The following is a 20,994-nucleotide window of genomic DNA, read 5'->3' on the forward strand; positions in this document are numbered from 1 at the left end:
CAGCGTGCAACGCCAGCCCGAACGAATTCGCAAGTATTTCGAGCACGGCCCTGTTCGCTATGCAGCTTGATACAAGTTCACAGGGGCCGGATCAATAAGGAAGTACCAAGGCGCACGGTCCGGTCCAGTATCCCCGGCCAAAATTCTCGGGGTTTAGAGCCACATGGCAGGAAACTGTGGTGCCAGAGGGCCGCGGCACACCGCGCGAAAACGCGGCTGCGGCGCCGCTTCTGACTGGCACCATCACAAAGCGGCGGTGGTACTAATCGCGGAAAAATGTTCTTGGCAGTATGAGCGCAACTTTGTCAGGAGCCTAACGTGGGTACGATTGAATCCTTCGCGCTGGATCGTCGCTCCGAAGCTGCGCCATACGATCCGCTTTACGATCCGTTAGTCTCGTCCGGTCCCGGGCTGGGCATGGAATATGCGCCCACGTACTGGGTCGCCACCGCGGGCGAGCCGCCGGAAGACGACGGTCCGCTGCCCGGCGACGCCGACGTCGACGTGGTTATCGTGGGCGCCGGTTTCACGGGGCTCTCGACGGCGCTGTTCCTCGCCCGCGAACATGGCATCAAGGCGACGGTGCTCGAGGCCAACCGCACATGCTGGGGCTGCACCAGCCGCAACGGCGGGCAGGGCCAGAACGCCAGCGGGCGTCTGTATCGCTCGCAGTGGATCGACCGCTGGGGCAAGGCGACCGCGCTGCGCCTGGACGCCGAAATCCGCGAGGGCTTCGAGACGTTCAAGTCGCTCGTCGCCGAAGTGCCCGCATGCGAGCCGCAGCCCGGCGGCCATCTCTACATCGCGCATCGCGAGCGCAAGATGGAATTCCTGCGCAACGAGGCGAAGGTCATGCGCGACGTGTTCGGCTACGACGCGCGCATCCTGTCACGCGCCGAAGTGAGCGAGCAGTACGTCGACGACCAGGAGAACTGCGGCGCGCTGCACGAACCCGACGGCATCGGTGTGCATCCGCTCAAGCTCGCGTTCGGCTATCTGCGCATGGCACGCGCGCTCGGCGCACGCGTGCATCCGTCCACGCCGGTGCTCGGCGTGGACACGATCAACGGCGTGCATCATGTGCGCACGCCACGCGGCGTCGTGCGCGCAAAAGCCGTGGCGTTCGCAACGGGCGGCTACACGCGCAACGACGTCACGAAGGCGTTGCGCGCGAAGATCATGCCGATCCTGTCGAATTCGCTCGTCACCCGCGTGCTCACGCCGGAGGAACTCGCCGCGACGAACTTCCGCACGCGTGAAGTCATCACCGATACGCGCACGCTGCGCTACTACTACCGGCTCCTGCCCGATAACCGCGTGCAGATCGGCAGCCGCAGCTCGATTACCGGCGCCGACGCGCAGAACCCGAAGCACATGGCAGTGCTCGTCGAAGGGCTGCATCGCAAGTTCCCGGCGCTCAGGGGCATTCGCGTCGATTACTCGTGGTGGGGCTGGGTCGACGTGAGCCACGACATGATGCCGCGCGTCACGCAGCCCGATCCGCGGCAGAGCCTGTTCTACGCCGTGGGCTATGGCGGCAACGGCGTGTCGTTCTCGGCGCATGCCGGACGCCGTCTCGCCCAGCGCATCGCGGGGCAGCGCGACCCGTCGTGGGATCTGCCGATCTACGATTCGGCGCTGCAATACCCGAACGTGTTCGGCACCGTGCAATGGCGCGGCTTCGCGCCGTTCCGCCGCATCGGCCAACGCTTCCTCTATCACAAGTATCACGCGCAGGACGAGGCGACCTGATTCGTTCGCGCGCCCCTGGCGCCGGCGCGGGAAACGCCCCGGCCCTCCATGCATCGACTGCTTTGTTTGTTTCATCTGAATTCAGGAATCTGCAATGACGACCCAGAACGACGCCACCGCCCTCCGCTTGCTCGAGACCTTCAACGACGCGTGGAACCGTCACGACATCGACGCGCTCATGGCGTGCATGACCGACACGTGCGTATTCCACGCGGTGGCCGGCCCCGAGGCGATGGGCCGCACCTTCGAAGGCCGCGAGGCCGTGCGCGCCGCGTTTCAGTCGGCGTGGGAGAACTTCCCCGACGCCTCGTGGACCGAAGGCGTGCACTTCGTGAGCGGCAACCGCGCCGTATCGGAGTCGACGTTCCGCGGCACGAAGGCCGACGGCACGCGCGTGGAAGCGCGCATGGTCGACGTCTTCACGCTGCGCGACGGCAAGATCGAAGTGAAGAACGCCTTCCGCAAGGACCGTCCGGCGTTCTGACGTTCTGAGCGAGCGCCATGACGACACCATGTCCGCGTCACCCGCCCGGCTTCCTGCCCCGCTTGCCGGGGCGTTTTTTGTTTGGAGACGGCGCACACGTCGCGCGCGCCTATCGGTTTCTCGCCCGAAATTTGTATTTTTCAATACAAAACGTACCAGATAATAAAAATACTGATTGACGATGGCGATTCTATCGCCTAGATTTTCACTTACGCGCACGAAATCGGAATTATTTGTTCCGTTTATTTTTCACTGGAGACACCCCATGAATGCCAAAGATCCGGCTACGGCCACCCAGCAACTGACCGCCTCCGACGCCGGCCCGCAAGCCATGACGCCGTCCGAAGCGTTCGTCGAAACGATGGTCGCCAATGGCGTGACGGAGATGTTCGGCATCATGGGCTCGGCCTTCATGGATGCGATGGACATCTTCGCGCCGGCCGGCATCCGCCTGATTCCGGTCGTGCACGAGCAAGGCGCGGGACACATGGCCGACGGCTACGCTCGCGTGTCGGGCCGCCACGGTGTCGTAATCGGTCAGAACGGCCCGGGCATCTCGAACTGCGTGACGGCCATCGCCGCGGCCTACTGGGCGCACAGCCCGGTCGTGATCGTGACGCCGGAAGCCGGCACGATGGGCATCGGCCTGGGCGGCTTCCAGGAAGCGAAGCAGTTGCCGATGTTCCAGGAGTTCACGAAATATCAGGGTCACGTCACGCACCCGGCGCGCATGGCCGAATTCACCGGCCGCTGCTTCGACCGCGCCATGTCGGAAATGGGCCCGACGCAGCTCAACATTCCGCGCGACTACTTCTATGGCCAGATCAAGGCGGAGATTCCGCGTCCGCAGCGGCTGGACCGCGGCGCCGGCGGTGAAGAGCGCCTGAACGAAGCGGCCGAACTGCTGGCGCAAGCCAAGTTCCCGGTCATCATCTCGGGCGGCGGTGTGGTGATGGCCGACGCCGTCGAGGAGTGCAAGGCACTCGCCGAACGCCTCGGCGCCCCGGTCGTCAACAGCTACCTGCACAACGACTCGTTCCCGGCGAACCATCCGCTGTGGTGCGGCCCGCTCGGCTACCAGGGGTCGAAGGCGGCCATGAAGCTGCTCGCGCAGGCGGACGTGGTCGTCGCGCTCGGCTCGCGCCTCGGGCCGTTCGGCACGCTGCCGCAGCACGGCATGGACTACTGGCCGAAAAACGCCAAGATCATCCAGATCGACGCCGATCACAAGATGCTGGGCCTCGTGAAGAAGATTTCGGTCGGTATCTGCGGCGACGCGAAGGCCGCCGCGATCGCGATCACGCAGCGTCTGGCCGGGCGCACGCTCGCTTGCGACGCCACGCGCGCCGCGCGCGCCGACCAGATCGCCACGGAGAAGGCCGCGTGGGAGAAGGAACTCGACGAGTGGACCCACGAGCGCGATCCGTACAGCCTCGACATGATCGAAGAGCAGAAACACGAGAAGACGTTCAACGGCGGCCACTATCTGCATCCGCGCCAGGTCCTGCGCGAGCTGGAGAAGGCCATGCCGGAAGACGTGATGGTGTCGACCGACATCGGCAACATCAACTCGGTGGCCAACAGCTATCTGCGCTTCAACAAGCCGCGCAGCTTCTTCGCGGCGATGAGCTGGGGCAACTGCGGCTATGCGTTCCCGACGATCATCGGCGCCAAGGTGGCCGCACCGCACCGTCCGGCGATCTCGTATGCCGGCGACGGCGCCTGGGGCATGAGCCTCATGGAAACGCTCACCTGCGTGCGCCACAACATTCCGGTCACGGCGGTGGTCTTCCACAACCGCCAGTGGGGCGCCGAGAAGAAGAACCAGGTGGACTTCTACAACCGCCGCTTCGTGGCGGGCGAACTCGACAGCCCGAGCTTTGCCGGCATCGCGAAGGCGATGGGCGCCGAGGGCATCGTGGTCGACCGTCTGGAAGATGTCGGCCCGGCGCTCAAGAAGGCCGTCGATCTGCAGATGAATCACGGCAAGACGACGATCATCGAAATCATGTGTACCCGCGAGCTCGGCGACCCGTTCCGCCGCGACGCGCTGTCGAAGCCGGTCCGCCTGCTCGACAAGTACAAGGACTACGTCTGACGCGATCGAGGTAAGCCGTGTTACAGCGCTCCCGGCTCTGTGGGTGCCGGGGGCGCTTTTTTATTTTTTCGACATCATGAAAGCCATCAATCGCATCATCGATACCGCGCGCCGCGCACCGATGCGCATCGTGCTGTGCGAGTCGGAAGACGAGCGGATCCTCTCGGCCGCCGCACGGGCCACGCGCGAGGGCATCGCCCGCATCGTGCTGGTAGGCGACATCGCCCGCACGCAGCGCGCCGCGCAGGCTGCGCGAATCGATCTGAGCGGCATGGAGCTCGTCGATCCGGCCACGTCGCCCATGACCGACGCGTTCGCCGAGACGTGGTTCGGCATGCGTTCGAAAAAGGGCATGACGCGCGCGCAGGCCGCCGAGGAAATGCACGCCCCGCTCGGCTTCGCCAACATGATGGTGCGGCTCGGGCACGCGGACGGCTCCGTGGCCGGCGCCGTCAACACGACGGCCGACGTCGTGCGCATGGCCATCCAGATCATTGGCGTGCAGCCGTCGTTCAAGCTGGTCTCGAGCTTCTTCCTGATGATGCTCTGCGAGCCGTTCCACACCATGAAGGGCGGGCTGATCTTCTCCGACTGCGCGCTCGTCGTTGACCCCGACGCCACTCAGCTCGCGCAGATCGCACTGGCCGCGGCCGACAGCGCAAGCGCGCTGCTCATGGAGCCGCCGCGCGTGGCCATGCTCTCGTTTTCGACGAGCGGCAGCGCCCGGCACGCCGCGGTCGACAAGGTAGTGGAAGCGACACGCCTGGTGAAGACGGCCCGACCGCGGCTGGCCATCGACGGCGATGTGCAGCTCGACGCGGCCATCGTCGCGGAGATCGCACAGCGCAAGGTCGTGCATTCGCAAGTCGAAGGACACGCCAACACGCTGATTTTCCCCAATCTCGATGCCGGCAACATCGGCTACAAGCTGGCCGAGCGCATCGGCGGCGCGAAGGCGATCGGACCGCTGTTGCAGGGCCTGAATCGTCCCGCCAACGACCTGTCGCGCGGCTGCAGCGCCGACGACATCTATTACGTGATCGGCGTGACCTGCGTGCAGGCGCAGGCCGCGCGCGCCAAACTGACGGGGACGTCGCCGCTCGCGATCCAGCCATGACGTGGCACGCAGTCCTGGCCTCGCTGCCGTTGATGGCGCTGCTCGGCTTTGCCACGTACTTTCAGACGGTCACCGGCTTCGGGCTCGGCATGATCGTGCTCGGCGGCGCAAGCGGCTTCGGGCTCGCGCCGGTCGCGAGCGTCGCCATCCTCGTGAGTCTCGTCACGCTCGTGAACAGCGCGCTGGCGCTACCCGGCACCTGGCATCACATCGACTGGCGCGCGGTGCGCGCCGCCACGCTCGGCATCCTTCCCTCGGTGGTCGTCGGCGTGCTGCTGTTCGACTACCTGAATGGCGCGGCATCGAACGTGCTGCATCTGTTGCTGGGCGCCGTCATCCTCTATGGCGGCATCGGCTCGGCGCTCCGGCCCGCGCCAAAACCCGAGCGTGCGAGCGACATGGGCTTCTTTTTCAGCGGAATCTTCGGCGGCTTGCTAAGCGGCATGTTCGGCATTTCGGGGCCGCCGCTCATCTTCTATTTCTATCGGCAGCCGCTCACGCTGGTCCAGATTCGTTGCGCGTTGATTCTGCTGTTCGCGGTCACGGCGCTGGTCCGCACGGCTTACAGCGCCGCAGCGGGTCAGTTGTCGCCGGCAATGTGGTGGCAAGCGGCGGCCGCACTGCCGGTCGTGACCTTCGCGACGCTGTTCGCACGGCGCCACCCGCCTCCGCTCTCCGGCACGACGACGCGCCGCCTCGCCTTCCTCACGCTGATCCTGCTCGGCGTGCACTTGATGGCAAGCGCCGTGCTGGAGATGGTCTGAGCGCCCGGCGCAAGGCTACTGGCCACGACGTCCGCCGCTGCCGATCCATTCGACGAGTCGGGCAAACATCGTCATGTCGGGCGCGGACGTCAGATCCAGCGCGAGCGAATTCCGGTAATACGGGCTCAGGTCCAGCCCGACGCCCAGACCGAGCACCTCCACGTCGCCGCGCGCGTGCTGCTGCGCCACGACTTCGCGCAGATGGTGGTCGAGATAGTGCTCGTCGTTGACCTGATTGGTGGCGGCGTCCATGGGACTGCCGTCCGAGATCACGATCAGCACACGCCGGTTCGCCACGCGCGAGCGCAAGCGCTCGCACGCCCAGTCGACCGCCTCGCCGTCCACGCCCTCCCGAAAGAGATCCGCCTTGAACAGCGACGCGATATCGGTGCGCGCGCGCCGCCAGCTCGTCACCGCGTCCTTGAAGACGAGGTGCGAGACTTCGTTCAGGCGCCCGGGGAACGGCGGCTTGCCGCGGGCGAGCCAGTCGGCGCGAGCGCGTCCGCCGTTCCATGCGCCGGTCGTGAAGCCGAGAATCTCGTTGGTCACGCCAGCCGCGTCGAGCGCCCGGGCGAGCACGTCGACGATCATGGCCACCGACTCGATCTGCGCCTTCATCGAGCCGGAACAGTCGATGAGAAAGCTCACCATCGATTCGGCAATCAGCGTGTGCTTCTCCAGCCGGAACAGCCGCCGCTCCGCAGGCGAGCTGACCAGTTGCGCGAGACGTCTGCCGTCGATACGCCCCTGCTCTTCGCCGAACGACCAGCCATCGCGCTGCGGCACGGCCAGCGCCGCCTTGAGCGCGCGCGCCAGACGCGGCACGTTGATGGCCTGCGAGACGATCCGCTCGTCGAGCCGTTCGCGCAATTCCGCGAGCAGCGCGCGGCGCACGAGCGTGCCCGCATACAGTTCGCGGTCGTAGCGGTTCGTGAAAACGCGATAGCCTTGCTCGGACGCCTTGAGCACCCGGCTGTCGCCGGAGTGGGCAAGCGTGATGCCGTCCTCCTCGTTTTCGTCGAAGTCGAGAAACAGCGAGAACGCGTTGCGCACGCCCTTGCGTTCCTCGTCGTCCTTTTCGGCGTCGTCGGCACGCCCGGCGCCGGCCGCCCGGATCAGGCCGGCAATTTCGGCGGTCAGCTCACGCGCGTGCGCCGCGAAGGCCCGCTGGTCCGCCCTCGCGCGCCGCATGCCCGCGAGGGCGCCGCCGATGCGCGGCGCGATCGCCATGCGCGTGGCTTCGATGAGCCCTTCGGTATCTTCGATGACGGGGTAGCCCGTCAGTCGCGACCAGCTCATCTGCGCCACGGTGTAGAGCAGCAGGCCGACATGGCTGTCGGCCACGCCCGTGGCATGCATGGCGCGCGACCACGCCTCGAAGCGCTCGCGCAGGTTCCGTGCGACGCCCGGCATGCCGGCGGGAACGAATGTCTCGCAGCGCAGTTGCTCGAGCAGTTCGAAGAGCAGGCGCTCGAGCGGCGGCTCCGGCTGCAGGTTGCGATGCAGCGCCGCATCGCTGTGGCGCAGGCGTAGCGCCGCGCCATCGGCCGCGCCGCGCAGCGTGGCAAGCGTGGCCGAGACGTCCGGCTGGCCGGGCAACGTCTGCAGATGCGGCGCGTGCAGCGGTAGAGGACGCATGTTCCGGCACAGCCGCGCGCCGCTGTAGTGCAGCGCGGCGTCGCCGGTCATCGCACGCACGCTCGCACCGCACAGCGCCTCGCGCCGGGCGGCGCGTTGGGCGGCTTCGCGCTCGGTGATCGTCATGACGCATCGGCCAGCAGCGAGCGGCCAGCATCGGCCGAGGGCAGCTCGCGGCCAAAGGCGCGCTGGAAATACTCGCCCACGACCGGCCGCTCGGCTTCGTCGCACTTGTTCAGGAACGTGAGGCGGAAGGCGAGCCCGGCATCGCGAAAGATACCCACGTTCTCCGCCCAGTTGATCACCGTGCGCGGCGACATCAGCGTGGACAGATCGCCGGTGGCGAACCCCTTGCGCGTGAGTTCCGCCACGCTGAGCATCGAGTCGACGAGCGCGCGCCCGGCCTCGTCGTCGAGTTCGGGCACGCGCGCGAGCACGATGCCGGCTTCGTCTTCGCGCGAGAGATAGTTGAGTGTCGCCACCACGTTCCAGCGGTCGATCTGGGCGTGATTGAGCACCTGCGTGCCGTGATAAAGACCATTCAGGTTGCCCAGGCCAACGGTGTTCGTGGTGGCGAACATGCGAAAGGCCGGGTGCGGATGGATCACACGATTCTGGTCGAGCAGCGTGAACTTGCCGTCGCGCTCCAGAATGCGCTGAATCACGAACATGACGTCGGGACGTCCCGCGTCGTACTCGTCGAAGATGAGCGCCACCGGACGCTGCAGCGCCCACGGCACGATGCCCTCCTGGAATTCGGTGATCTGGTGCCCGTCGCGCACGACGATGGCGTCCTTGCCCACGAGGTCGAGCCGGCTGATATGGCCGTCGAGATTCACGCGCACGCACGGCCAGTTCAACCGCGCCGCGACCTGCTCGATGTGAGTGGATTTTCCGGTGCCGTGCATGCCCTGCACCATCACGCGGCGGTTGCGCATGAAACCGGCCAGAATGGCCAGCGTCACGTCGGGATTGAAGCGGTATGCCGTATCGATCTCGGGCACGTGATCGTCGCGCTCGCGGAACGCCGGCACCTGCAGATCGGTATCGATCCCGAAAACGGTGCGGGCGTCGACCAGGTGGTCCGGCTGTTGAATTGCGGTCTCCATCACGTGCTTCTCCTATCGATGTGCGGCGGTGCGGCGGTGCGGCGGGGGCGGGCAGCCTTGCGCGTGTGCACAGGCGTGCGCGGCCCGGCCTGATGTCGGTCAGGGCATCATAACGTTAACCATTTTTAGAAACAATTCGTTCCGAATAATTAAAACACGGATTGACGGCCGTTGGTCCGCTCGTCTACATTCGAGCGAACTGAAACGCATCGGAACCTGCCAATGTCGTTCGAAAACCCGTTTGGGTACAATACCGCTGATCCATTTTCCGGAACGGCGCATATGACCGAAGCAGCGAACCAGCACGACGCATCCACGGAGAACAAGGCGGATACGCCCACCCTGCGCGCCTTCGCGCTGCTCGAGTATCTCGTCGCCGCCGACGCCCCGGTCTCGCTCGCCGACATGGCGCACGACATCCAGATGCCCAAAGCCTCGCTGCATCGCATGCTCGGCTCGCTCGAAGCCGGCGGGCTGGTGATACGCGAGCCGGGCCAGAAGAACGCCTACGTGATCGGCCCGCGCCTGGCGCAACTGAGCCTGGGCGTGATGATGCAGGCCGGCGCGCGCCGCATGCGGCATGCGATTCTGGGCCGGCTCGTCGCCGATCTCGGCGAGACGTGCAACCTCACGATGCTCCATGAAACCGAGGTGCTCTATCTCGATCGCATGGAAGCGCCGTGGCCGCTGCGCCTGGACCTGAAGCCGGGCTCCCACGTGCCGGCGCACAGCAGCGCGAGCGGCAAGCTGCTGCTTGCGATGATGCCGCGCGAGCAACGCGCCGCACTGCTGCGCGCGATGAAGCTCCAGCGCTTCACCCCCAATACGCTGACCGATCCCGAACTGCTCGAGAGCGAGCTCGATCGCATAGCGCACAAGGGCATAGCCGTCGATAACGAGGAGTTCGTGCTCGGCATCGCCTGCGTGGCGGCGCCCGTGCTCAAGGACGACGGCCAGTGCATCGCGGCGGTGGCCGTCCATGCCCCGGTCTCGCGAACGTCGCTCTCCAAGGCGATGGAGTTCGTGCCGCGCCTGCAGGAAGCCGCCAAGGAACTCGCGAAAACGTTTTGAGTGTTTGATCCGCTTGCGCCGGCTACGGATCTTTCCGATGCACCGAGCCGGCTTTCCTAGGCCCGCTCCGCCTCCGCCTTCTTCGCCAGCGCCTCGAGCTTGCTCGAGCGCTCCCAGTCGAGCAACGGCGCGAGCGCCGCTGCCGTCTCGCGCAGCGTCGGCACCAATCCGACCAACTGTTCGAGCGTGACGCGCGCCGTCGGCCCGTGCACGGCGAGCACCGCGCGCACGTGGCCGTCGTCGAGCGAGCGCACCGGCACGCCAACGGCGACCATGCCGCGCACGAACTCTTCGTTGTCGATGCCGATGCCGCGCGCGGCGAGCCTGTCGAGCTCAGCCTCCAGCAGGCTCACGTCGGTGATCGTGCGCGGCGTCATGCGCTTGAGCGCCAGACGCGAGAGCACCGCGCGACGCTCCGCTGCCGGCATCTGCGACAGGAACAGCTTGCCGCTCGCGGTGCAGTGCAACGGCACACGCATGCCCGGGTGCATCTGCATGCGCAGCGGCTCGCTCGTCTCCACGCGCTCGATGTAGAGCACCTCGTCGCCGTCGAGCGCCGTGAGGTTGACGGTCTCGCCCACGCGATCGACCAGCGTGCGCAGCAACGAGCGTGCCGCGCGCGTGAAATTGTTGTTCGCGAGTGTGACGAGCGCCAGGCGCGCCGCACGCGGGCCCAGCGACAGTCCGCGCTCCGAGCCGCGCGAATCCGGTACGTGCGACACGTACCCGCACAGTTCCAACGCCTCGATCAGACGCATGAGTGTGGCCTTCGGGATCGACAGGCGCGTAGCGAGCTGCGAGAGCGTATAAGGCTGTCCGGCCATCGCCAGCCGCTCGATGACGGCCAGCGCCCGCAGGTTTCGCGCCTCCTCGCTCGCGCGCAGATCCCGTTCGTCCAGCGTGCCCGTCTCGCGCATCGCGCCTCCTCGACTGTCACTCACGCAATAAAAGAAACAAAATATACCAATTATTTAAATGCCATCAGCCTCGGGATAACCCCCGGGGAGCGCCGCTGCCGCCCCGGCGCGCGTAGCGCCGATGCATTCGACGCACGCCGTCACGTCCCTAGTGAAACCCCGCAGATGCGCTGCAGCAATTGCATTTTTCTGAGACGGCTAGCGCGAATTCCGTTTCAGTTTCCCGCGAGATACGCGTTTTCGCTTGGCATTTGCCCGATGCTGGCCGACATTGAAGCGAAATATTCCGAAACGAATCGTTTCACCCCAGAGAAGCGAACGCAACGCAGGAGACAGGCGGTATGGAACATGAGGTCGACTATCTGATCGTGGGCGCGGGCTCGGCCGGATGCGTGCTCGCCAACCGGCTGAGCGCGGATCCGGCGAACCGGGTGCTGCTGCTCGAGGCGGGCGGTCCCGATAGCAATCCGTGGATTCACGTGCCGGTCGGCTACTTCAAGACGATGCACGATCCGCAGCTCGACTGGTGCTACCGCACCGAGGCGGACGCCAACGTCGCGAATCGTCGGATCGACTGGCCGCGCGGCAAGGTGCTGGGCGGTTCGAGTTCGCTCAACGGCCTGCTGTACGTGCGCGGGCAGCGCGAGGACTACGACCGCTGGGCCGCGCTCGGCAACCGCGGCTGGCGCTACGACGACGTGCTGCCGTACTTCCGCAAGTCGGAAGACCAGGAGCACGGCGCGAACGAGTATCACGGCACCGGCGGGCCGCTCAAGGTATCCGACCTGCGGCTGCGCCGTCCCATCGCCGAGCACTTCATCGCCGCCGCGCGCGACATCGGCATTCCGTTCAATCCCGACTACAACGGCGCGACGCAGGAGGGTGTGGGCTACTTCCAGCAGACGGCCTTCAAGGGCTTTCGCTGGAGCACGGCCAAGGGCTTTCTCAAACCCGCCCGCAAGCGACGCAACCTGATCGTGGAAACGCACGCGCAGACGTGCCGCGTGCTGTTCGAAGGCAAGCGCGCCGTGGGTGTCGAATACCTCCAGAACGGCGAGCGCAGGAAGGCCCGGGCGCGCGTCGAGGTGATTCTGGCCGCGGGCGCCATCGGCTCGCCGCAACTGCTGCAGAACTCCGGCGTCGGGCCGACCACGGTGCTGGCGAAGGCCGGCGTGGCGCTGCGTCACGCCCTGCCGGGCGTCGGCCGAAATCTGCAGGATCACCTGCAGGTGCGGCTCGTCTTCAAGACGCGCGAGCGCACGCTGAACGACGAGGTCAACCATCCGCTGCGCAAGGCGCTCATCGGCTTGCAATACGCGCTGTTCCGCACCGGGCCGCTCACGCTTGCCGCGAGCCAGGTGGCGATCTTTACACGCTCGCGGCCGGAGGTCGAGCGCCCGGACATCCAGTTCCACATGCAGCCGCTGTCGGCCGACAAGCCCGGTGAGGGCGCGCATCGTTTCTCGGCCTTTACGTCGTCGGTCTGCCAATTGCGACCGTTCAGCCGCGGCAGCGTGGAGATCCGCTCGAACGACCCGCTGCAGTATCCCGCGCTGCACGCGAACTATCTGTCCGACGAACGCGACCATCGCGTGGTGATCGACGGCATCAAGGTCGCGCGCCGCATTGCCGCGGCGCCGTCGCTCGCGCCGCACATCGTCAGCGAATTCATCCCCGGCGAGAACTACCGGAGCGACGACGAACTGCTCCAGGCCGCACGCCAGTTCAGCCAGTCGATCTACCACCCCGCGGGCACCTGCAAGATGGGCCACGACGCCATGGCCGTCGTGGACGACCGTCTGCGCGTACACGGGCTCGCCGCCCTGCGGGTGGTGGACGCCTCGATCATGCCGGAGCTCGTCTCGGGCAATACCAATGCCCCGACCATCATGATCGCGGAGAAGGCGGCGGACATGATTCTCGAGGACAGAAAGCAGCGCTCGGGCATACCGGAGGTCCGAGGCAGCGAGGCGCAAAGCGCGCCGGCGGCCCAAGTTGCCGTAGCCCTCTAGCCGCAAACGTCAGCCCCCATCACGACAAGATTCGGAGACAACCATGAATGCATCGACACAGTCCGACGCCCGGCAGATGCGCCGTGTCGTCGTCGCCAGCCTCATCGGCGCCACCATCGAGTGGTACGACTTTTTCCTCTACGGTGTCGTCGCGGGCATCGTGTTCAACAAACTCTACTTCCCGGGCGGCGACCCGCTCGTCTCCACCATGCTCGCCTACGGCACCTTCGCCGTCGGCTTCCTGAGCCGGCCGCTCGGTGGCGTGATCTTCGGTCACTTCGGCGACAAGCTCGGGCGCAAGAGCATGCTCGTGATGACGCTCACCATCATGGGCGTGGCGACCATGCTCATCGGCATGGTGCCCACCTACGCCCAGATCGGCCTGTGGGCGCCCGTGCTGCTGCTTATGCTGCGCGTGCTGCAAGGCATCGGGCTGGGCGGCGAATGGGGCGGCGCCGTGCTGATGGCGTTCGAATACGCGCCGAAGGAAAAGCGCGGCTACTACGCGAGCATTCCGCAGGTCGGCCTGGCGCTCGGCCTGTGCCTCGCCTCGGGGGTGGTGGCGGTGCTGTCTTACGCGCTCACCAGCGCACAGTTTCTCGCGTGGGGCTGGCGCGTGGCGTTCTTCCTGTCGGTCGGGCTCGTGGCGATCGGCATGTATATTCGCCTGAACGTCATGGAGACGCCGGAGTTCTCGAAGATCAAGAAGGCCGGCGCCGAGATCAAGATTCCCATTGCGGAAGTACTCACGCGCAGCCCCGGCAACGTGCTCGCCGGCATGGGCGCCCGCTTCATCGACGGCGTGTTCTTCAACATTTTCGGCGTGTTCTCCATCGCCTATCTCACGCAAACGCTCAAGCTCTCGCAGACCGAGGCGCTCACCGGCGTGATGGCCGCCGCGTTCGTGATGATCTTCACCATCCCGTTCTTCGGCAAGCTCTCCGATCGCATCGGGCGCACGCGCATCTACTTCTGGGGCTCGCTCGCGACCGGCCTGTCGTCGTTCGCCGGGTTCTGGCTGATGAAGGCGAGCGGCGGCAACGTCATGATCGTGTGGCTGTCGATCGTGATTCCGCTCGGCGTGATCTACGCGTCGGTGTACGGGCCGGAAGCCGCGCTTTTCTCCGAACTCTTCGACGCCAAGGTGCGCTACACCGGCATTTCGTTCGTCTACCAGTTCTCCGGCATCTTTGCGAGCGGACTGAGCCCGATCATCGCGACCTATCTGCTCCAAAAGAACGGCGGCGAGCCGTGGATGATCTGCATCTACGTGCTCTGCGCCGGCCTCGTGAGCGCGCTTTCCGCCGCCTGGATCGGCAGCCGCAAGCGCCGTGAGCAGGTGTGGCACGGTGCGAGCGTGACGGAACACTGACGACGACGGCGGCGGCGGCGGCGATGGCGGTCGGGCGGCAGCCGCTGCCGCGCCATCCCGTGCGATGATTCGGGGTATCGCTCACGCTGCCGGCCCACGCCTGCGGCTGCATTCCGTTTTGCAGTGCAAAGCACCGGCCTTGGCTGGCGCGTCGGGCGCGAATTCGCCTGTTGCCCATTCCTCTGGCCGCGAGACACGATGCAGCGAGACCCGTCGCTTGATGCCGCCCCTGCCGAAGACGACGCCGATCGTCCCGGCCCACTGTCCGAAGGCGCCCTGCTGGGCGCGCCGTCGCCCGCGCCCGGCCCCGCCCCGGCAGACGCCGTACCGCTGCCCCTGAGCGTCTATCCGGCGCTCATGGGCATTTTGCTGGGCTATGGCGTGCTGGTCGTCGGCAACGGGCTGTTCGCCACGGCCATTCCGTTTCACGCGCTTCAATACGGCGCGTCGACGTTGACCGTCGGCGTGATCCAGTCGTGCTACTACGGCGGCTTTCTGCTCGGGGCGTTCTACAACCGCTCGCTCATCGAGCGCATCGGGCAGCATCGCGCATTCGTCGCGTTCACGGCCCTTGCCGCGCTGTTCGTGATGGGCTTCGCGGTGAGCGAATCCATGCTCATGATGTGCGCCATGCGGCTCGGCACCGGCTTCGCACTGATGGGCATGTACACGACGGTGGAGAGCTGGCTCAACGGCTCGGTGCCGAACGCCATGCGCGGCCGCGTTTTCGGTTCGTATCTCACGATCAACTATCTCGCGCTCGGCGCCGGTCAGTTCCTGCTCAATGTCGGCGAGCCGGGCAGCGAAGGACAACTGCTGCTCGTTGCCGCACTCTTCGTGGCGGCCATCCTGCCGATCACCCTCATGCAGGGCTGGCCCACGCGTGTGGCCGACGAACGGCTCGCCAGGCAACCCGCGCTCAGTCTCTTCGAGGGCATCGCCGAGATGGCGCGCGCCACCCCCATCGCCATTCCGGGGTGCATCCTCGCGGGGTTTCTCTACAGCGCCTTCTATGCCATCGTGCCGATCTACCTCGCGCGCATCGGCTTTTCGATCGGCGCCCTGTCGGCGCTCATGGGCGTGGCGCTGTTCGGCGCGTTGCTGATGCAATGGCCGGTCGGACGCTTGTCGGATCGCATGGATCGGCGCGTCGTGTCGCGCCGCCTCGCGCTCGCGTCGGCGGCATTCTGCGCGCCGCTCGTCGTTTTCCAGGCCCACTGGCTCGTGGTCGTGCTGATGTTCCTGTTCTCGGCCGTCAACTTCACGCAGTACGGGCTGATCGTCTCCCATGTCAATGACCGCACCGCCGCCGAGCAGCGCGTCGTGGTGAGCGCCACGCTGCTCATCCTTTTCTCGGTCGGCGGCATGCTCGGGCCGATGATCGCCTCGGCCGCGATCACGCTGCTCGGACCGGGCGGCCTCCACGTATTCAACGTGGTCTGCGCCCTTTCGCTGGCGCGGGTCGCCGCGCGCGCCCAGCGACTTGCGCCGTGACGGGCGCACGCGTCGGGACCGCTCCCTGCGGCCCCATTTCGGTGCACTGACAGCCGCAGCCTGGTGCGATGCGACACAACGGGGCCTAAAAATCGCGGACAATAGCGCCGGCGCCGCCGGGCGCCTTTGAGCACGCTTCTTGCTCGCCTATCCTTTACCTATCGCTGCCGCCCCCACGCCACGCGCTTGCCTGCCATGACCATGACCGATCTCGACGCCCCCGGTTTGCTGCCGCCCCGACTGACCGCGGCCGAAGACGGCCGGCGCATCGTTCTCTACGGCGACTTTACGATCTGCAGTGTGTTCCAGCCGGTGTTTTCCGTCTCGCACCGGCGTGCCATCGGCTATCACGCCTCGCTGCGCGCGCACGACCCCGAAGGTCGCCATGTGCCGTCGCACGAAGTCTTCGCGATGGCGGCGCGTCATGGCGACATGCTCGAACTCGGCCGTCTCGCCGAATCGCTGCACCTGGACAACTTCCGCGAATTCGACAGCCGCGACGCGTGGCTTTTCCTGAACCTGCACCCTGCCGCGCTGATGGACACGGTCTACGGCGACGCGCTCATCGCCACGCTCAAGGCGAGCGGACTCTCCCCGCAGCGCGTGGTGCTCGAAGTGCCGGAACAGGCCGGCGGCGACACGCCGCGCTTCGGCGCCATCGTCGGCAGCCTGCGCAAGGCGGGCTTCCTGATCGCGCTGGGCGGCTTTGGCGCGAAGCACTCGAACATCGACCGGGTGTGGGATCTGCGTCCCGATATCGTGGTGCTGGACCGGGGCATTCTTGCGCAGGCCACGGAGCAGACCCATCTGGCCCGCGTGCTGCCCGGCCTCGTTTCGCTGCTGCACGAGTCGGGGCAACTCGTGATGATGGGCGGGCTGACGACCGACGTCGAAGCGCTCATCGCGCTCGAATGCAACGTCGACTTCGTGCAGGGACAGTACTTCGCCGCGCCTGACGTCGACCCGGTGCCGCCGAAGATCGCGGCCGAACGCATGGACGCGCTCTCCGCCGCCCTGCGTACCCAGCTCGTGGAGCGCGAGCGCGCCCAGCATGCGCGGCTCGCACCGTATATCGCCGGTATCGAGTCGGCGGCCGCGCGCATGGCGCAGGGGCAAGGCCTCAAACAGGCGGCGCAGGAACTGCTGGCGTTGCCCGACGCGGCGCGCTGCTTCCTGCTCGACGCGGCCGGCCGCCAGATCGGCGACAACGTGCTGCCCGACAGCCATTCGTCGCAACGCGCCAAACGCTTCCGTCCGCTGCTGCATTCGGAAGGCGCGAACTGGGCGCGCCGGCCCTACTTCATCGAGGCCATGCGCGCGCCGGGCGAAGTGCACTTCACCGCGCCCTATCTCTCGATCAATGAAGCACACCTGTGCGTGACCGCCTCCATTGCCGCACCGGCGAAGCAGGGACTGCACGTGCTGTGCGTCGACATCAACTGGTGACGGTGCGAGCGCCCGCGGCGTGCGCCGCGGCGCAAACGACGACGCCCCCGCACGTCGTACAGCGGCGGGGGCGTTCGATGCCGGCGCCGCGAGAGTCGCGATGCGCGGCGATGCACGGCGATGCTAGGCGGCGCGCTGCACCGAGTAGCGCTCGAGCCAGTGCGCATACGGGGCGGGCAGCACCCACGACGGGCGCGCCACGCCTAGCTCGAGTGCGGCATGGTAGGGCCAGTGGGGATTGGCCAGCAGCGCACGGCCGATCATGACCAGATCCATCTGGCCGTCGGCGACCACGCGCTCGGCCGCACGGGGGTCGTCGATGCCCCAGGACGACGCCACCGCAATCCCCGCTTCCTGCTTCACACGTTCTGCGATCGGCGCGAGAAACGCCGAGCCCCAGGGAATCTTCGCGTCGGGCGTCGAGAAGCCCACGCTCACGTTGAGCAGATCCAGGCCGCCGTCGCGCATGCGGCGCGTGAGTTCGATCGACTCCGCAAGCGTCTCATCGTCGCGGCCGTCGTATTCGAGCACGCCGAAGCGCGCCGTGAGCGGCAGATGCTCCGGCCACACTTCGCGCACGGCGGCGAGTGTCTCGAGCAGGAAGCGGCTGCGGCCGGCGAGGTCGCCCCCATAGGCGTCGTCGCGGTGGTTCGCATGCAGCGAAAAGAAGCTCTGCGCGAGATAGCCGTGCGCGAAGTGCAGTTCGAGCCATTCGAAGCCGGCGGCCAGCGCGCGGCGCGCGGCCGCCACGAAGTCGGCCTTCACGCGCGCAATGTCGTCGAGCGTCATGGCACGCGGCACCTTGCCCAGATGCCTGCCGTAGGCTACGGCGGACGGCGAGATCGTCGGCCAGCCGCGCGGATCGTCTTCGGCGATATGGTCGTCGCCCTCCCACGGACGGTTCGCACTGGCCTTGCGCCCGGCGTGCGCAATCTGGATGCCCGGCACCGCGCCGTGCGCCTTGATGGCCGACGCAATGCGCGCCATGCCCTGCGCCTGCTCGTCGTTCCACAAGCCGGTACAGCCCGGCGTGATACGACCTTCAGGCGAGACGGCAGTCGCCTCGACGATCACCAGACCGGCGCCGCCGCGGGCGAGGCCTGCGTAGTGGGCCAGATGCCAGTCGTTGGTAAAGCCATCGACGGCGCTGTACTGGCACATCGGCGGGATCGCAACACGATTGCGCAGCTTGACGCGCTTGAGTTCAAACGGGGAAAACAGGGCGGACATGAGAATTTCTCGTTGAGTCGGGACGCAGGGCATTCGCGGGAAGCCAGAATGACGGCGGCTTGCGCGGCACCTCGACCGGAAATCGGTCGACAGAAGCGATGGTAGTCACTGTTAGCTATAATGAAAACCATCTACCGATTATCAGATCGATAACAGTTCATTATGGTCAATCCCCAATGGCTCAAGTCGTTCTCCACGCTCGCCGAGCTGGGTAACTTCACGCGCACCGCCGATCGGCTGGGCCTCACGCAGGCCGCCGTGAGCCAGCACGTGAAGCATCTCGAGGCCGAATTCGGACCGCTGCTCGTGCGGCGTCCGCGTGCCATCGAGCTCACGCCGGCCGGACAGGCGCTGCTCAGCTACAGCGTGGAGGTGGAATGCGCGGCACGGCAACTGCACTCGAGGCTTGCCGATGCGAACGAGGAATGCGGGGAGATCACGCTGATCACGCCGGGCAGCATCGGGCTGTATCTGTGTCCGATTCTGCTCGACATGCAGAAGGCCAATCCGGCCATGGCGGTGCGACACCGGTTCGCGCCGGACCGCGAAGTGCTCGAAGGCGTGTTGCAGAACCACTTCGAGCTGGGCCTGGTGACGCTGCGCCCCGAAGACCCGCGCCTGGCCGCCACGCCTTTCACGCAGGAACCGCTGGAGCTCGTGGTGCCCGCCGGCGAAGACGTACACAGGTGGGAGGACTTGCGGCGCATCGGCTACATCGACCATCCCGATGGAGAAGCGATGGCCACGCGTCTGCTCAGCCGCCGCTTCCCAGGCAATCCGGGGGTGCGCAGCCTGCCGTGCAAGGGCTGCACGAATCAGATCAGCCTCATCCTCGAATACGTTGCGCGCGGGCTCGGGTTCACCATCATTCCGCAGTACGCGCGCCAGGCGTTCGCCACGCAGGAGGCCATTCGCGTGGTCGACTGCGGCCCGCCGGTGGTCGACACGCTGTGGCTCATCCATCGCGCGGAGTGGCCGCTGTCGGCCCGGGCGCAACGCGCCGTGGCCCTGCTGCGCGAACGCGTGGACGCGCCGCGCCCGCGCGCGTTCGGCGGCGGACGCGTCCTGCAACGGGCGAACGCCTGAGCCCTCAGGCTGCCGCCGCCGGCGAGGTCCGCCCACCCTCCGCCCACACCCTGCCCGCATCATGCCGGCATGCCCGCCGACGTCGCCATGCGGCTATCGCGCCGCCTGCGTGAACTTGTTGAACGACGTATCGAACAGGCCGCGCACGTCGAAGCTCCGCGTGAGCGTGCCGGTCTTCACGAAGTCGTCCACGCTCTTCTGCGCCTCGGCGATGGCCGCGTCGGTGAGCGGCTCGTAGCGAATGCGCGAGGTGCTGAACCACTGGTGCGCGAGCTTCGGATCGACGCGCGACTTCGCCGCCCATACGTCCGCGTAACGCTCGATGTGACGGGGGTCGGCGAGCGACCATTCACGCGCGCGCTGATAGCGCTGCACGAAATCCCCCAGCAACTCGCGCTTGGCATCGATGACCTTTTGCGTCGTCGACAGATAGCTCTGCGCCGCGATCAGCCCGCGCGCCGTCACCACGGTGCGCGCGCCTGCCTGGCGCAAGCGCGTGACGTAGGGCTCCCACGTCGCCGTCGCGTCCACCTTGCCCGCCTGCAGCGCCGCCGCCGAATCCACGGAGGCCAGATACGAGTACTTTACCGAGTCCAGCGGCAGGCCCTTCGACGCCAGCGCGGCCTGCACGAGCTGTTGCGACCAGCCGCCGCGCGTGAGCGCAACGGTCTTGCCTCGCAAGTCCTCCACCGACTTGATCTGCGTGTGCGCTCCGGCGAGCAGCACCACGCTGTCCGGGCTGTCGCGATAGATGCCGATGACCTTCACGGGCGCGCCTTGCGCTGCGAGAAACAGTACCGGCCCGTCGCCTTGCAGACCGATGTCGAGCGCGCCGGCGTTCACGGCCTCGATTACCGGCGTGCCGGCCGGGAATTGCTTCCATGCGACGGTGTACGGCGCGTCGCGCAAGGCGTCCGACGCTTCGAACAGACTCTGCGCGTTGTAGGCCTGATCGCCCACGACGAGCACCGGTTTGTCGGCCGCCTTGCCGGTGAAGGGCAGGATGGCGGCCACGCTCAGCGCTACCGCAATGCCACGTCGAAGGCCGGCGCGCACCTGCGGCCAACGCTCTCGCAGCCGCGCATGCCAGCGCGTGCGCACTTCGCGTCGGGTGGAGCGCGCCAGCGTCGTGCGAATGAGGGCGGCGCGCGAGGGCGCCGACACATAAAGTCCGAAGGCGATGGCCGAGGCCGCGATGAACGCATCGATCACGGGACTGATTTCGGAAACGGTACGGGAAGCGGGATTCGTCATGTTGTGACGCCACGTGCGAGCGCGGCAACAGGAGTGAGCGGACATGTCAGTGTAGGGACGCCGCCGGCCGCGCCCAACCATCGAATATTGCGATCCATAGCACCCGCGCGAGGGGTTTGCTTATGCCGGATCCGGTGTCGTGCTTATCGA

The 20,994-nt window shown here is 66.6% G+C and carries 16 protein-coding genes; 11 read left to right on the forward strand and 5 right to left on the reverse strand.

Translation table 11 applies throughout. The features are described from left to right. Positions 1 to 318: 318 nt before the first annotated feature. The 5 genes from CDN36_RS17610 (at position 319) to CDN36_RS17630 (ending at position 6,215) form a co-directional block, all read left to right on the forward strand. Positions 319 to 1,752, forward strand: coding sequence for an NAD(P)/FAD-dependent oxidoreductase (locus CDN36_RS17610; RefSeq protein WP_287497444.1), 1,434 nt, complete (start codon positions 319 to 321; stop codon positions 1,750 to 1,752). A 94-nt stretch (positions 1,753 to 1,846) separates the two neighbouring features. Then, on the forward strand, positions 1,847 to 2,236 hold the full coding sequence (locus CDN36_RS17615) for a nuclear transport factor 2 family protein (protein ID WP_287497445.1): 390 nt from the start codon (positions 1,847 to 1,849) through the stop codon (positions 2,234 to 2,236). A 265-nt stretch (positions 2,237 to 2,501) separates the two neighbouring features. Beyond that, entirely contained in the window at positions 2,502 to 4,334 is a 1,833-nt protein-coding gene (gene xsc / locus CDN36_RS17620) for a sulfoacetaldehyde acetyltransferase (protein WP_174966226.1), read from the forward strand. Between the two features lie 76 nt (positions 4,335 to 4,410). Further along, complete coding sequence (gene pta, locus CDN36_RS17625) at positions 4,411 to 5,451, forward strand: phosphate acetyltransferase (protein WP_287497446.1); 1,041 nt, start codon at positions 4,411 to 4,413, stop codon at positions 5,449 to 5,451. After that, a complete protein-coding gene (locus CDN36_RS17630) occupies positions 5,448 to 6,215 on the forward strand; it encodes a sulfite exporter TauE/SafE family protein (RefSeq protein WP_150553701.1) in 768 nt (255 codons plus the stop codon). Before pta ends, CDN36_RS17630 begins: the two co-directional genes overlap by 4 nt. Positions 6,216 to 6,230: 15 nt before the next feature. Here the strand turns inward: CDN36_RS17630 and CDN36_RS17635 are convergent, their stop codons facing one another. Together CDN36_RS17635 and CDN36_RS17640 are read right to left on the reverse strand one after the other, a co-directional pair. After that, positions 6,231 to 7,979: a cobaltochelatase CobT-related protein gene (locus CDN36_RS17635; RefSeq protein ID WP_287497447.1), complete on the reverse strand. Its 1,749-nt coding sequence runs from the start codon at positions 7,977 to 7,979 to the stop codon at positions 6,231 to 6,233. Beyond that, positions 7,976 to 8,962 carry an AAA family ATPase gene (locus CDN36_RS17640; RefSeq protein ID WP_174966227.1) on the reverse strand — a complete coding sequence of 329 codons (987 nt, stop codon included), beginning with the start codon at positions 8,960 to 8,962 and terminating at the stop codon, positions 7,976 to 7,978. The genes CDN36_RS17635 and CDN36_RS17640 overlap by 4 nt, the downstream gene beginning before the upstream one ends. A 282-nt stretch (positions 8,963 to 9,244) precedes the next feature. Here CDN36_RS17640 and CDN36_RS17645 point away from each other — a divergent pair, with 282 nt between their 5' ends. Then, positions 9,245 to 10,033: an IclR family transcriptional regulator gene (locus tag CDN36_RS17645; RefSeq protein WP_150553704.1), complete on the forward strand. Its 789-nt coding sequence runs from the start codon at positions 9,245 to 9,247 to the stop codon at positions 10,031 to 10,033. Between the two features lie 56 nt (positions 10,034 to 10,089). Here CDN36_RS17645 and CDN36_RS17650 read toward each other — a convergent pair whose 3' ends face one another. Beyond that, the gene (locus CDN36_RS17650; RefSeq protein ID WP_150553705.1) at positions 10,090 to 10,950 is read right to left on the reverse strand and encodes an IclR family transcriptional regulator; all 861 of its coding nucleotides are present in this window, start codon (positions 10,948 to 10,950) and stop codon (positions 10,090 to 10,092) included. A 341-nt stretch (positions 10,951 to 11,291) separates the two neighbouring features. On the opposite strand from CDN36_RS17650, the gene CDN36_RS17655 reads away from it, so the two are divergent. The 4 genes from CDN36_RS17655 to CDN36_RS17670 all read left to right on the forward strand — a co-directional run bounded on the left by CDN36_RS17655 (position 11,292) and on the right by CDN36_RS17670 (position 17,274). Then, complete coding sequence (locus CDN36_RS17655; protein WP_287497448.1) at positions 11,292 to 12,962, forward strand: GMC family oxidoreductase; 1,671 nt, start codon at positions 11,292 to 11,294, stop codon at positions 12,960 to 12,962. A 43-nt stretch (positions 12,963 to 13,005) separates the two neighbouring features. Further along, entirely contained in the window at positions 13,006 to 14,334 is a 1,329-nt protein-coding gene (locus CDN36_RS17660) for an MFS transporter (protein ID WP_150553707.1), read from the forward strand. Between the two features lie 198 nt (positions 14,335 to 14,532). Next, positions 14,533 to 15,828, forward strand: a complete 1,296-nt coding sequence (locus tag CDN36_RS17665; RefSeq protein ID WP_287497449.1) for an MFS transporter — start codon at positions 14,533 to 14,535, stop codon at positions 15,826 to 15,828. Positions 15,829 to 16,023: 195 nt separating this feature from the next. Then, entirely contained in the window at positions 16,024 to 17,274 is a 1,251-nt protein-coding gene (locus CDN36_RS17670) for a sensor domain-containing phosphodiesterase (protein WP_150553709.1), read from the forward strand. 123 nt (positions 17,275 to 17,397) lie between these two features. Here CDN36_RS17670 and CDN36_RS17675 read toward each other — a convergent pair whose 3' ends face one another. Continuing rightward, positions 17,398 to 18,504 (reverse strand): NADH:flavin oxidoreductase/NADH oxidase, encoded by a 1,107-nt coding sequence (locus tag CDN36_RS17675; protein WP_287497450.1) that lies wholly within the window; start codon positions 18,502 to 18,504, stop codon positions 17,398 to 17,400. A 162-nt stretch (positions 18,505 to 18,666) separates the two neighbouring features. Here CDN36_RS17675 and CDN36_RS17680 point away from each other — a divergent pair, with 162 nt between their 5' ends. Then, positions 18,667 to 19,590, forward strand: a complete 924-nt coding sequence (locus CDN36_RS17680; RefSeq protein ID WP_287497451.1) for a LysR family transcriptional regulator — start codon at positions 18,667 to 18,669, stop codon at positions 19,588 to 19,590. 93 nt (positions 19,591 to 19,683) lie between these two features. Here CDN36_RS17680 and CDN36_RS17685 read toward each other — a convergent pair whose 3' ends face one another. Continuing rightward, positions 19,684 to 20,844, reverse strand: a complete 1,161-nt coding sequence (locus CDN36_RS17685; protein ID WP_287497452.1) for an ABC transporter substrate-binding protein — start codon at positions 20,842 to 20,844, stop codon at positions 19,684 to 19,686. Between the last annotated feature and the right edge of the window lie 150 nt (positions 20,845 to 20,994).

The sequence above is a fragment of the Pandoraea sp. CB10b_02 genome, from assembly GCF_002216225.1.
GTDB lineage: Bacteria > Pseudomonadota > Gammaproteobacteria > Burkholderiales > Burkholderiaceae > Pandoraea > Pandoraea nosoerga.

What these genes read in the sequence shown, in the direction of transcription:
- CDN36_RS17660 (WP_150553707.1), top strand. Translation starts at nt 13,006, where the DNA reads ATGAATGCATCGACACAGTCCGACGCCCGGCAGATGCGCCGTGTCGTC.
- CDN36_RS17675 (WP_287497450.1), bottom strand. Translation starts at nt 18,504, where the DNA reads ATGTCCGCCCTGTTTTCCCCGTTTGAACTCAAGCGCGTCAAGCTGCGC.
- CDN36_RS17650 (WP_150553705.1), bottom strand. Translation starts at nt 10,950, where the DNA reads ATGCGCGAGACGGGCACGCTGGACGAACGGGATCTGCGCGCGAGCGAG.
- CDN36_RS17685 (WP_287497452.1), bottom strand. Translation starts at nt 20,844, where the DNA reads ATGACGAATCCCGCTTCCCGTACCGTTTCCGAAATCAGTCCCGTGATC.
- CDN36_RS17630 (WP_150553701.1), top strand. Translation starts at nt 5,448, where the DNA reads ATGACGTGGCACGCAGTCCTGGCCTCGCTGCCGTTGATGGCGCTGCTC.
- CDN36_RS17640 (WP_174966227.1), bottom strand. Translation starts at nt 8,962, where the DNA reads ATGGAGACCGCAATTCAACAGCCGGACCACCTGGTCGACGCCCGCACC.
- CDN36_RS17645 (WP_150553704.1), top strand. Translation starts at nt 9,245, where the DNA reads ATGACCGAAGCAGCGAACCAGCACGACGCATCCACGGAGAACAAGGCG.
- CDN36_RS17655 (WP_287497448.1), top strand. Translation starts at nt 11,292, where the DNA reads ATGGAACATGAGGTCGACTATCTGATCGTGGGCGCGGGCTCGGCCGGA.
- CDN36_RS17615 (WP_287497445.1), top strand. Translation starts at nt 1,847, where the DNA reads ATGACGACCCAGAACGACGCCACCGCCCTCCGCTTGCTCGAGACCTTC.
- CDN36_RS17670 (WP_150553709.1), top strand. Translation starts at nt 16,024, where the DNA reads ATGACCATGACCGATCTCGACGCCCCCGGTTTGCTGCCGCCCCGACTG.
- CDN36_RS17635 (WP_287497447.1), bottom strand. Translation starts at nt 7,979, where the DNA reads ATGACGATCACCGAGCGCGAAGCCGCCCAACGCGCCGCCCGGCGCGAG.
- CDN36_RS17680 (WP_287497451.1), top strand. Translation starts at nt 18,667, where the DNA reads ATGGTCAATCCCCAATGGCTCAAGTCGTTCTCCACGCTCGCCGAGCTG.
- CDN36_RS17665 (WP_287497449.1), top strand. Translation starts at nt 14,533, where the DNA reads ATGCAGCGAGACCCGTCGCTTGATGCCGCCCCTGCCGAAGACGACGCC.
- xsc (WP_174966226.1), top strand. Translation starts at nt 2,502, where the DNA reads ATGAATGCCAAAGATCCGGCTACGGCCACCCAGCAACTGACCGCCTCC.
- pta (WP_287497446.1), top strand. Translation starts at nt 4,411, where the DNA reads ATGAAAGCCATCAATCGCATCATCGATACCGCGCGCCGCGCACCGATG.